At 63.5% G+C, this 12,272-nt stretch carries 10 protein-coding genes; 8 read left to right on the top strand and 2 right to left on the bottom strand.

Features of this window, described 5'->3' with window-relative positions; all coding sequences use genetic code 11:
- Positions 1 to 24 precede the first annotated feature (24 nt).
- From BX592_RS04350 to BX592_RS04315, 8 genes are all read left to right on the top strand, one after another.
- Positions 25 to 747, top strand: a complete 723-nt coding sequence (locus BX592_RS04350) for a GntR family transcriptional regulator (protein WP_134190742.1) — start codon at positions 25 to 27, stop codon at positions 745 to 747.
- Positions 748 to 1,117: 370 nt separating this feature from the next.
- Positions 1,118 to 2,863, top strand: a complete 1,746-nt coding sequence (oxc, locus tag BX592_RS04345) for an oxalyl-CoA decarboxylase (RefSeq protein WP_134190441.1) — start codon at positions 1,118 to 1,120, stop codon at positions 2,861 to 2,863.
- A gap of 25 nt (positions 2,864 to 2,888) precedes the next feature.
- Entirely contained in the window at positions 2,889 to 4,142 is a 1,254-nt protein-coding gene (gene frc, locus BX592_RS04340; protein ID WP_134190440.1) for a formyl-CoA transferase, read from the top strand.
- 172 nt (positions 4,143 to 4,314) lie between these two features.
- Positions 4,315 to 4,746 (top strand): PAS domain-containing protein, encoded by a 432-nt coding sequence (locus BX592_RS04335; protein WP_134190439.1) that lies wholly within the window; start codon positions 4,315 to 4,317, stop codon positions 4,744 to 4,746.
- A gap of 377 nt (positions 4,747 to 5,123) precedes the next feature.
- Entirely contained in the window at positions 5,124 to 6,716 is a 1,593-nt protein-coding gene (locus BX592_RS04330) for a Re/Si-specific NAD(P)(+) transhydrogenase subunit alpha (protein ID WP_134190438.1), read from the top strand.
- A 10-nt stretch (positions 6,717 to 6,726) separates the two neighbouring features.
- Positions 6,727 to 8,127 (top strand): NAD(P)(+) transhydrogenase (Re/Si-specific) subunit beta, encoded by a 1,401-nt coding sequence (locus BX592_RS04325; protein WP_134190437.1) that lies wholly within the window; start codon positions 6,727 to 6,729, stop codon positions 8,125 to 8,127.
- Positions 8,128 to 8,293: 166 nt separating this feature from the next.
- Positions 8,294 to 8,542, top strand: coding sequence for a hypothetical protein (locus BX592_RS04320; protein WP_134190436.1), 249 nt, complete (start codon positions 8,294 to 8,296; stop codon positions 8,540 to 8,542).
- Between the two features lie 165 nt (positions 8,543 to 8,707).
- Positions 8,708 to 9,652: an amidohydrolase family protein gene (locus tag BX592_RS04315; RefSeq protein ID WP_134190435.1), complete on the top strand. Its 945-nt coding sequence runs from the start codon at positions 8,708 to 8,710 to the stop codon at positions 9,650 to 9,652.
- A 19-nt stretch (positions 9,653 to 9,671) separates the two neighbouring features.
- On the opposite strand, the gene BX592_RS04310 is transcribed toward BX592_RS04315, so the two are convergent.
- Complete coding sequence (locus BX592_RS04310) at positions 9,672 to 10,652, bottom strand: sugar-binding transcriptional regulator (RefSeq protein ID WP_134190434.1); 981 nt, start codon at positions 10,650 to 10,652, stop codon at positions 9,672 to 9,674.
- 59 nt (positions 10,653 to 10,711) lie between these two features.
- Entirely contained in the window at positions 10,712 to 12,199 is a 1,488-nt protein-coding gene (xylB, locus tag BX592_RS04305) for a xylulokinase (protein WP_134190433.1), read from the bottom strand.
- Positions 12,200 to 12,272 lie beyond the last annotated feature (73 nt).

Genomic DNA, 12,272 nt, shown 5'->3' with positions numbered 1-12,272 from the left:
GCGACCTTGACGATCCAGGCGCCGATGCCGTCGGCGTCAACGCAAACGCGTGCGGCGCCTTTTACGCTGGCGCTGCAGCCGCTGAGTCCGGGTGCGTCGCTGCGCGATCTGGCGTACGCGAAGCTGCGTCAGGCGATCGCGGAAGCGGATATTTACGGGTCGCGCGAAGCGATCCGGCTCGACGAGCGCAACCTCACCGAAGCGCTCGGCGTGAGCCGCACGCCGATCCGCGAGGCGATGACACTGCTCGAGCAGGAAGGCTTCCTGCGCGCGGTGCCGCGGCGCGGCGTGTTTATCCGGCGCAAGACGCGCCGCGAGATCGTCGAGATGATCCAGATGTGGGCGGCGCTCGAAAGCATGGCCGCCCGGCTTGCGACGCTCAAGGCAAGCGACGACGAGGTCGCCGAGCTGCGGCGGCTGTTCGACGATTTCCAGGGCGAACGGCAGGCGCCGGCGCGGCATATCGACGAGTACTCGGAAGCGAACATCACGTTTCACGAGGCGCTGGTGAAGCTGTCGAAGTCGCAGGCGATCGCGCACACGATCCGCAACGTGTTCGCGCACGTGCGTGCGATCCGCAAGCTGACGATCTCGCAGAGCGACCGCGCGTCACGTTCGATTACCGATCACATGCACATCATCGAAGCGCTGGAAGCGCGCGATACCGAAGGCGCGGAGCGGCTCGCCCGCCAGCATTCGCTGGAACTCGCAACTTATGTGAATACGCACTGCGATTTTCTGGAGTAGGAAAAATCGAAGTTAGATGACAGATGAATGTAATTTCGGCCCGTCAGCGGGCCTTTCTTCGTCTGAGGTTGATATATCACATGCCAGATATCGTCGGACGTCGTTGTGTGCTGCACAAGACATTCTTGAAAGGAGTAAGTCACTGAGATTATTGAAGTTTTTTGATGAAAACTATCAGCGATCAGCGAGGCTTAACGGCATTTGTGCTGCGCAAAACGCGTCCTTAGGGACAAACAGCTATTGAATCAAACTTGGTGTGTGATATATGGTATATCACAGTGCCGGAAAGAGACCGACGGAAGGTCTCGGGCACCGGTTGCCAAACACACGGCGCGACGGCCTAACAGTCCTAACGATTGGAGAAAAGTGAATGTCTACTGTTGAAATTGCGCGCCCTGACGCAACGACCGCACAGGGGAGCGAACAAGCCGCCACGACCGACGGCTTTCATCTGGTTATCGATGCGCTGAAGCTGAATGACATCGATACGATTTTCGGCCTTGTCGGCATTCCGATTACCGACCTCGCGCGCCTTGCGCAGGCCGAAGGCATGCGTTTCATCGGCTTCCGCCACGAGCAGAACGCGGGCAACGCGGCCGCGATTCACGGCTATATGACGCAAAAGCCGGGCATCTGCCTGACGGTGTCCGCGCCGGGCTTCCTGAATGGCTTGACGGCGCTCGCGAACGCGACGACCAACTGTTTCCCGATGATCCTGATCAGCGGCTCGAGCGAGCGCGAGATCGTCGACCTGCAGCAGGGCGACTACGAAGAGATGGATCAGTTGAACGCTGCGAAGCCGTACGCGAAGGCGGCGTACCGCGTGCTGCACGCGGAAGATATCGGCGTCGGCGTCGCGCGTGCGATCCGCGCAGCGGTGTCGGGCCGTCCGGGCGGCGTCTATCTGGACCTGCCCGCCAAGCTGCTCTCGCAAGTGATCGACGCGGCGAAAGCGAAGGCATCGCTCATCAAGGTGGTCGACGCGGCACCGCGTCAGCTGCCGGCGCCGGATTCGGTGAAGCGCGCGCTCGACGTGATCAAGGGCGCAAAGCGTCCGCTGATTCTGCTCGGCAAAGGTGCCGCGTACGCGCAAGCCGACAAGGCGATTCGCGATCTGGTCGAAAAGAGCGGCATTCCGTATCTGCCGATGTCGATGGCCAAGGGCCTGTTGCCGGATACGCATGAACAGTCGGCATCCGCCGCGCGCTCGTTCGTGCTGCAGGAGTCGGACTGCGTGGTGCTGATCGGCGCGCGCCTGAACTGGCTGCTCGCGCATGGCAAGGGCAAGACCTGGGGCGCCGCCCCGAAGCGCTTCGTGCAGATCGATATCGCTCCGACTGAAATCGACAGCAACGTCGCAATCGAAGCACCGCTGATCGGCGATATCGGTTCGTGCGTGTCGGCGCTGGTCGCGGGTATCGACGCAAACTTCCCGAAGCCGCCGGCAGAGTGGATCTCGGCCGTTACGCAGAAGAAGAACACGAACCTCGAAAAGATGGCCGCGACGCTCGCGAAGAATCCGTCGCCGATGAACTTCCACAGCGCGCTGCGCGCGATCCGCGACGTGCTGAAGACGCGTCCGGACATCAACGTCGTCAACGAAGGCGCGAACACGCTGGACTACGCACGTGCGGTGATCGACATGTACGAACCGCGTCGCCGTTTCGATTCGGGCACGTGGGGCATCATGGGTATCGGCATGGGCTTCGCGATTGGCGCCGCGGTGACGAGCGGCACGCAAGTGGTCGCGATCGAAGGCGATAGCGCGTTCGGCTTCTCCGGCATGGAACTCGAAACGATCTGCCGTTACGACCTGCCGGTCTGCACGATCGTGTTCAACAACAACGGCGTCTATAAGGGCACCGATGTGAACCCGACCGGCGGCAAGGACGTCGCGCCGACCGTGTTCGTGAAGGGCGCGCGTTACGACAAGATGATCGAGGCATTCGGCGGCATCGGCTTTAACGCGACGACGCCGGAAGAACTGACCCACGCGCTGCAGGAAGCGATCAAGTCAGGCAAGCCCACCTTGATCAATGCAGTGATCGACGAAACGGCCGGTACCGAAAGTGGCCGATTGACCAACCTGAACCCGCAAAGCGGCGCCAAGAAGTAAGCCCCAGCCCACCTGGAGAAATTGAATGAGCAACAAACCCCTCGAAGGCATCAAGATCATCGACTTTACGCACGTACAGGCCGGCCCGGCGTGCACGCAGCTGCTTGCGTGGTTCGGTGCGGACGTGATCAAGGTCGAGCGTCCGGGCTCGGGCGACGTGACGCGTAACCAGTTGCGCGACATTCCCGACGCTGACGCGCTGTATTTCACGATGCTCAACAGCAACAAGCGTTCGTTGACGCTCGACACGAAGACGGCCGCGGGCAAGGAAGTGCTGGAAAAGCTGATCAAGGAATCGGATGTCCTCGTTGAAAACTTCGGCCCGGGCGCACTGGACCGGATGGGCTTCTCGTGGGAGCGCATCAACGAACTGAACCCCAAAATGATCGTCGCGTCGGTCAAGGGCTTCAGCGACGGCCACCACTATCAGGACCTGAAGGTCTATGAAAACGTCGCGCAGTGCGCCGGCGGCGCCGCTTCGACGACCGGCTTCTGGGACGGCCCGCCGACGGTCAGCGCGGCAGCGCTGGGCGACAGCAACACCGGCATGCACCTCGCGATCGGCATTCTGACCGCGATCATCGGCCGCCAGCAGACCGGCAAGGGCCAGAAGGTGGCCGTGTCGATGCAGGACAGCGTGCTGAACCTGTGCCGCGTGAAGCTGCGCGACCAGCAGCGTCTGGACCGCCTGGGCTATCTGGAAGAGTATCCGCAATACCCGCACGGCACGTTCAGCGACGTGGTGCCGCGCGGCGGCAACGCGGGCGGCGGCGGCCAGCCGGGCTGGGTGTTGAAGTGCAAGGGCTGGGAAACCGATCCGAACGCGTACATCTACTTCACGGTTCAGGGCCATGCATGGGAGCCGATCTGCCGCGCAATCGGCAAGCCAGAATGGATCGCCGATCCGAACTACGCGACGGCGGAAGCCCGTCAGCCGCACATCTTCGACATCTTCGCGACGATCGAAGCATGGCTCGCCGACAAGACGAAGTTCGAAGCGGTCGACATCCTGCGCAAGTTCGATATTCCGTGCGCTCCGGTGCTGACGATGAAGGAACTGGCGAACGACGAATCGCTGCGCGCGAGCGGCTCGATCGTCGAAGTCGACCACAAGGTACGCGGCAAGTACCTGACGGTCGGCAGCCCGATCAAGTTCTCGGACCTGAAGCCGGAAATCACGGGGTCGCCGCTGCTGGGCGAGCACACCGATGAAGTGCTGGCCGAACTGGGCTATAGCCACGAGCAGATCAAGACGATGCGTGAATCGCGCTCGGTTTGATGTGGGAAACGCATTTCGCAGCAGACGTAGCCTGCAGTAAGCGCGGTTGAAGTTGCAGTAGAAGCAGACGGCCGCCGTACCCGTGTTCAGCAAAACGGGACGGCGGCCGCATTAATGAATGAGAGACAAAAGCTCGCGTGCGAGCACAGCCCTACAGCCCGGACGACAGAACATGGCCTCCACCATCGACTTTGAACAGCTTGTCAACGCAATCGGCGACGCCGTGATCATCTCCGGTCCGGACGGCGCGATTACGCTGTGGAATCCCGCGGCTGAGCGGATGTTCGGGTACACGCAGGACGAAGCGCTTGGGAAGTCGCTCGATCTGATCATTCCCGAGCGGCTGCGTGGCCGTCACTGGGACGGTTACAACAAGACCATGGCGACGGGGCAGACGCGCTATGGCCACGATCTGCTGAAAGTGCCGGCCGTCGACAAAGCCGGCCGCGCGATGTCGATCGCGTTCACGGTCGCGCTATTGCATTCGCCACAAGGCGACGTGACCGGGATTGTCGCGATCATCCGCGACGAGACGGTGCGCTTCGCCGAAGACCGCGCGCTACGCAAGCGCGTGACGGAACTGGAAGCGAAAGTCGGCGCGTGACATACGCCGCGATGTAGGCCATTGAGGCGCGCCGATGACGCGCGCGAGCCCACCGGTATGCGGATGCCAGCATGCCGGTGCCAGTGAATCTGCCGGATAACGAACACGAAGCAAAGCGATATAGGCTCGCGTCGAAGCGAGCCGCAAGCGGCCAGCGGTCCTTCCCCCCAAACGGACCACTGGGCCAGAAAGCCCGCGTTTCGCGGCTGACCGACCATCTGACAACAGGATTGAGCGCCTTGCAGCGGCATCACGCCGATGCAGAGGTGTGCGCGGCTGCGCGCTTGAATTGCGGCGCGCGGGATGCCGAGGCGCCTCGCGAAGCGCGCCGGGCGCACCGCAGAACAGGATTTGAAACGTCGAATGGGAGCATTGCCATGCCAATGATGATTGGAGTACCGCGGGAGCGTTATCCGGGCGAGCGTCGCGTTGCATTGACGCCGGAGGTGATCGGGCATCTGTCGAAGCTCGGTTTCAAGGTGACCATCGAAACGGGCGCGGGCGAACTGGCCGCGTTCTCCGATGATTCGTATCGTGCGGCGGGCGCGCAGGTCGTTGCGGACGCAACGGCTGTGCATCAGACCGCCGACATCATTCTGAAAGTGCGTGCGCCTTCGCGTGATGCCGCGGGCGTCGACGAGATCGCGCTGCTGCGCGAAGGCACGACGCTGATCAGCTTTATCTGGCCCGCGCAGAACCCGGAACTGCTCGAGCAGCTGCGTGCACGCAACATCACCGTGCTCGCGATGGACTGCGTGCCGCGCATCTCGCGCGCGCAGAAGATCGATGCGCTGAGCTCGATGGCGAACATGGCGGGTTATCGCGCGGTGATCGAGGCCGCGCATCAGTTCGGCCGCGGCTTTATGGGGCAGATCACGGCGGCCGGCAAGATCGCGCCGGCCAAGGTGATGGTGATCGGCGCGGGCGTCGCGGGCCTCGCGGCGATTGGCGCAGCGCGCAGTCTCGGCGCGATCGTGCGCGCGTTCGACACGCGGCCTGAAGTACGGCAGCAGGTCGAGAGCATGGGTGCGGAATTCCTCGAACTCGACTACCAGGAAGACGGCAGCGGCTCGGGCGGCTACGCGAAGGAAATGAGCCCGGCGTTTATCGAAGCGGAAATGGCGCTGTTCGCCGCGCAGGCGAAGGAAGTCGACGTGATCGTGACGACCGCGCTGATTCCGGGCAAGCCCGCGCCGAAGCTGATTACGAAAGACATGGTGCGCAGCATGCGCTATGGCAGCGTGATCGTCGATCTGGCGGCCGAGCAGGGCGGCAACTGCGAGTTGACGAAACCGGGCGTCGCGACGCAGGCCGAAGGCGTGACGATGATCGGCTATGCGGATCTGCCTTCACGGATGGCGACGCAATCAAGCCAGCTATACGGCACGAACCTGCGGCACCTGCTCACCGATCTCACGCCGCAGAAGGACGGCGAGATCGTCGTGAATCTCGAAGACGAAGTGATCGCCGGCATGACGGTGATCCGCAACGGCGAGATCAAATGGCCGACGCCGAAGCGCGCAGCACCGGCGCCCGTGGCGCCTGCCGCGAACGCGGCCGCGCAACCGAAGCCCGCTGCGCATGGCGCGGGCGCCGCGGTCACGGACGAGCAACGGCGCCGCGCGGCGACGATGGGCATCGTCGGGCTGGTGCTTGCCGCGGTGTTGATCGCCGCGCTCGGCGCAGTCGCGCCGCCCGCGTTTATCGCGCACTTCACGGTGTTCGTGCTGGCGATCTTCGTCGGCTATCAGGTCGTATGGAACGTGACGCCGGCGCTGCATACGCCGCTGATGAGCGTGACCAATGCGATCAGCGGCATTATCGTGATCGGCGCGCTGTTGCAGATCGGCGCACCGGGCCCGCTCGTCGCGGTGCTCGCGGGCCTCGCGCTGCTGATCGCGACGATCAATATCGCAGGCGGGTTCCTCGTGACCCAACGCATGCTGAACATGTTCCAGCGCGGCGAATAAGGAGACCGACATGCAAAACGGAATCGGCAGCATGGCCTATCTGGTCGCGAGCGCGCTGTTTATCTTGAGCCTGCGCGGCCTGAGCAATCCCGCGTCCGCGCGGCGCGGCAATCTGTATGGCGTCGCCGGCATGGCGATCGCCATCGTCACGACGCTGTGCCTGTCGGGCGGCGCGGCGTTGCCGGTCGTCGTCGTGCTGATGGCGATCGGCGTGGCGGGCGGCGCGGTGCTCGCGCGGCGCGTCGAGATGACGCAGATGCCGCAACTCGTCGCGGCGCTGCACAGCTTCGTCGGTCTTGCAGCGGTGCTCGTCGCATACGCGAGCTACCTGTCGCCGGCCGCGGAAAACGCGGCGAGCTTCGGCGGCGCCGGCAAAACCATCCATGACGTCGAAATCTATCTCGGCGTATTCATCGGCGCGGTGACCTTCACCGGCTCGATCGTCGCGTTCCTGAAGCTGCAAGGGACAGTCGGCGGCAAGCCGTTGATCCTGCCGATGCGGCATTTGCTGAACATCGTCGGCGTGCTGGCGTCGGTCGCGCTCGGCTATCTGTTCCTGACGGCGGAAACGCCCGCGCAAGGCATCGGTCCGCTGCTGACGATGACTGCGATCGCCGCGCTGATTGGCGTGCATCTGGTGATGGCGATCGGCGGGGCGGACATGCCGGTGGTCGTGTCGATGCTGAACAGCTACTCCGGCTGGGCGGCAGCCGCGACCGGCTTCATGCTCAGCAACGATCTGCTGATCGTGACCGGCGCACTGGTCGGTTCGAGCGGCGCGATTCTGAGCTACATCATGTGCCGCGCGATGAACCGCAAGTTCCTGTCGGTGATTTTCGGCGGCTTCGGCACGGTGACCACGGTTGCCGCGGCGATCGAAGGCGAAGTGGTGCCGGTCTCGGTCGACGAAGTCGGCGCGCTGCTGCGCGACGCGTCCGAAGTGGTGATCGTGCCCGGTTACGGGATGGCGGTCGCCCAGGCGCAAACGACGATCAGCGAGATCACCCGCAAGCTGCGCGACAAGGGCGTGAAGGTGCGCTTCGGCATTCATCCGGTCGCCGGGCGCTTGCCGGGCCATATGAACGTGCTGCTCGCGGAAGCGAAAGTGCCGTATGACATCGTGCTCGAAATGGACGAGATCAACGAGGACTTCAGCAGCACGGATGTCGTGCTCGTGATCGGCGCGAACGACATCGTGAATCCGGCGGCGCTCGAGGATGCGGGCAGCCCGATCGCCGGCATGCCGGTGCTCGAAGTGTGGAAGGCGAACACGGTGATCGTGTCCAAGCGCAGCATGGCGAGCGGCTATGCGGGCGTGGACAATCCGCTCTTCTACAAGGAGAACACGCGGATGCTGTTCGGCGACGCGAAGCGCAGCGTCGAAGCGTTGCTTGCGCAACTGAGCGCGTAAGCAGCGCCGATTGATCGCGAATAGCGACGAGGCTCGCACGGCGGCGGTGCGAAACAGGGCGGCGCGCGATAGCACGCCGCCCCGTTACCGGCGCCGCTCGGGCCGCCTGGGACTGGGCAAGATGCGACGCAACATCGGCAACAAGCCTCTTTGACTGGAGAAAATCATGCACATCGAAACGCTTGGACGATATCAACTGGTACTGTCGGCGATGCAGTCGATTCAGAACGGCGGCTGGACCGCGTATGCGGCGGTGCGAACCGTGACCGCGCCGACCGACGATGATGGTGAAATCCTGCCGTATCAGCGCGTCGAGAGCGACACGATGTATGCGAGCGAAGCCGCGGCGATCGAGAGCGCGCGCAGTGCTGCGTTGCAGGCGATCGCATCTGGCGCGAAAACCAGGGCAAGCTGATCTCCACCTTTGCCGGTTCAATGTTCGACGCGTCGAAGCAGTCGTAGCGGGTGTCGCGCGGCATACCGCGCCGAATAGTGTGGCCAGTTGCCTTGGGCGCGTGGCGATCCGCGCCTATGCTGTGCGTTGTGCTGTACCGACAACGCCACGCGACGAGGCTGCACCATGACTATTCCGCGGAGAATTATCGATTCGCACGTTCACTTCGTCGATCGCACGGAAAACCAGTATCCGTTTTTTGAGCGTCACGATGAGGGGTTCGAAGCGTTTGTCGGCAACTACGATGCGCTTCCACGGCGTTATCTGCCCGCCGACTATCTCGCGGATGCCACCGGCTACCCGGTCGAGGGCGTCGTCTGGCACGAGTTTCTGTCGACCGATGCATACCAGGAAGCCGCGTGGGCGCAACGGCTGGCAAACGAAAGCAGGCCGCGCAACGGTAACCCGCATGCCGGCAACCTCCGTATTGCGCTGTGCGCGGTGGTCGAGTTCCTCGATCCGGCGCTCGAGCAGAAGCTCGATCTGTACGCGGGTTTGCCGGATCTCACTGCGATTCGTGAGCACGTGGTGTGGGATGACGCGAATCCGCGCAAACGCTTTGCAAAGCGCGGCGATCTGATGCGCGACCCGGAATGGAACCGCCGGCTTGCGATACTGAAGCGATATGACCTGAAATGCGGCCTTTATGCGTTCGCATCGCAGTTGCCGGATCTGATTGAAGTGGTGCGCAGCCATCCGGATATCGGTTTCACCGCCGCGTTGATGGGCTGGCCGCTCGACCTGTCGGACGAAGGCTTCGCGCGCTGGAAGCGCGACCTGCACGAACTTGCCGGCTGCGACAACATCCGCATGGACATCTCCGCGCTCGAATGCCTGTTCGGCATGAAATGGTCGATTCAGGACGCGGCGCGCTGGGTGTCGACGACGATCGAAACGATGGGCGTGTCACGTTGCATGTTCGGCAGTCATATGCCGATCGCCGGCCTGTCGGTCGGATTTGCGGAAGTCTATCGGCGTTACACCGACATGCTCCACGACTACTCAGCGAGCGAAGCGGACGAGATGTTTTACGGTGTCGCGAACCGTTGGTTCATGCCCGCCAATGGATGAGCGGCGCATGATGTTGGCGTTAGCGCGCGCGTTCTTTCAACCCCGCATCGGCCGCCTCTTCGAGTGCCTCGCGCGCGCACAATTCGTCGGTGACGAGCCCGGACAGCCATCCGCCTTTTAGCGCGGCGATCACCGCGGTGCGCTTGCGCTCACCACACGCAAAGCCGATGGTTGGGCGCTTTGGCGGCGATACGGGCCGGATACTGGTCACGCGCCGTTCGGTCGGCGACTCGATGCGCGCACCGTCCGCCGAAATCGGCAAACCATGCAGTTCCGCGACCGCGCCCAATTCCATCAATTCCGCCACTTCGTCGGAGGTGATGAAGCCGTCTTCATGCAGCGGGCAACCGAGCCCGATATTGCCGATGCCGATAAACGCGACATCCGCGTCGCCCGATAGCGACTCGACGATCCGATAAAGCCGGTGATTGCACCATTGCGCGCGCTCGGCCTCGCTATCGGCGATCAACGGCGCAGGCAACAGAAAATGCTTGCCGCCGGTCTTCTCGGAGATATGCAGCGCGACGTCATACCGATTCGACGACCCGTCGTGCGCAATCGCGCCGACCATCGACACCAGCCGATGCTGCGGCCGATCGAGCTGCCCGACCTGATCGACCACCGCCTTCAGCGTGCGTCCGCTGCTGACCGCGACGATCATCGGTTTTTCTTCGCCCAGATACCGCTCCATCACCTGCGCGCCGGCCACCGCAAGCTTCCGGTCGATCTCTTCCTGCGTATCGTTGTCGACTGGCACGACTTCGCACATCGCGAGCCCATACCGTTTCGACAGTTCATCGGCGAGCGCGAGACACTCGGCCAGCTGATGGTCGACCCGCACGCGAATCAGATTTTTTTCGACCGCGAACGCGACCAGCCGCTGCGCGACCGGCCGCGACACCTGCAACTTTTCGGCGATTTCGTTCTGCGTATTGCCCGCCACGTAATACAGCCAGGCAGCACGCGTCGCGAGATCGAGTTTTTCGCTGGACTTGGGCACGGTGAATGGATGCGTCGTTGGCTTGGACCTTTCGACCTGTTCGGCGATTCGAGTGCGGGCTACGCTTCGGAATCGCCTGTCGCAGTCGCGGCAAATAGCGGCTTCAATTGCCGGTACAGCGCGCGGTAATGCTCGAGCCGCTTGCGCAGCACCGCATGCCGCCGCGGATTCGGCGTGAACTCGATTTCCACTGGCGGCTTCGTCAGCACCTGCGCGGGGTCGCCACCGGCCGCGAGCCAGCCCAGCCGCGCGGCGCCGAGCGCGGCGCCGGTTTCGCCGCCGCCGTGTTTGCGCGTACTCGTATTGAGCGCGTCGGCCAGCAGTTGTCCCCAGTAGTTGCTGCGCGCGCCGCCGCCGAGTAGCGACAATGCGTTCGCTTCGGTGCCGGCTGCCTTCAGCGCATCGAGACCGTCGGTCAATGCAAGCGTCACGCCTTCGAGCACCGCGTAGCCGAGTAGCGCACGGTCGGTTGCATGCGTCATGCCGAAGAACACGCCTTGCGCGTACGGGTCGTTATGCGGCGTGCGCTCGCCGGACAGATACGGCAGGAAGATCGGTGCATGCGTCAGCGCGCTTTCGGGCAGCGCCTCGATTTCCGGCAGCAGCGAAGTCTCATTGGTGCCGGTCAGCTTGCAGACCCAGCGCAAGCAGCTCGCGGCCGACAGCACGACGCTCATCTGATGCCAGCGGTTGGGAATCGCATGGCAGAACGCATGCACCGCGGACTCGGGGTTCGGCCGGAAGCTGTCGCCGATCACGCACAGCACGCCGGACGTGCCCAATGACACGAAGCCGTCGCCGGGTTGCGTCGCACCGATGCCGATTGCGCTTGTCGCATTGTCGCCGCCGCCGGCCGCCACGACGACCGGTCCGCGCAGGCCGAGCTCGCGGGCGAGCTCAGGCTTCAGCATGCCGGATGGTGCGCTGCCTTCCGCGAGACCTGGCATATGCGCGCGCGTCAGGTTGCACGCGGCGAGGAGCGTTTCGGACCAGTCGCGCTTTGCGACGTCGAGCCACAACGTGCCGGCCGCATCCGACGGATCGGACACCTTGCCGCCCGTCAGTTGCAGACGCAAGTAGTCTTTCGGCAGCAGCACGCAGGCGGTCTGTTTGAAAATCTCAGGCTCGTGTCGTGCGACCCACAACAGTTTCGGCGCGGTGAAGCCGGGCATCGCGAGATTGCCGGCTACACGATGCAACTCCGGCGCGCGCTCGGTCAGCTCCGCGCATTCTTCGACGCTGCGCATGTCGTTCCATAGAATCGCCGGACGCAGCACGCGGTCCTGCGCATCGAGCAACACGGCGCCGTGCATCTGGCCGGAAAGGCCGATGCCGCGAATCTGCGCGAATTCATCGGGGTGCCGTTCACGCAATGCGAACAGCGCGGCGCGCGTGCCTTCCCACCAGTCGATCGGATTCTGTTCCGACCAGCGCGGATGCGGACGCGACACCGTAAACGGGGTTCCCGCGGTGCCGATCACGCGTCCATCGGACGCGAGCAGCAGGACTTTCACTTCGGACGTGCCGAGATCGATGCCAAGATACATGGGCGCGATACCTTCGTCGGTAAAGATGCGCTACTTTAGCCGCATGTGGCGCGCGATGCCATGGGCGTAAGAC

Origin of the sequence: Paraburkholderia rhizosphaerae, assembly GCF_004366595.1 — a bacterium.
In the GTDB taxonomy this organism is placed as follows: domain Bacteria; phylum Pseudomonadota; class Gammaproteobacteria; order Burkholderiales; family Burkholderiaceae; genus Paraburkholderia; species Paraburkholderia rhizosphaerae.
The sequence above is the reverse complement of the archived record's forward strand: the minus strand, read 5'-3'. Positions and strand labels throughout refer to the sequence as shown.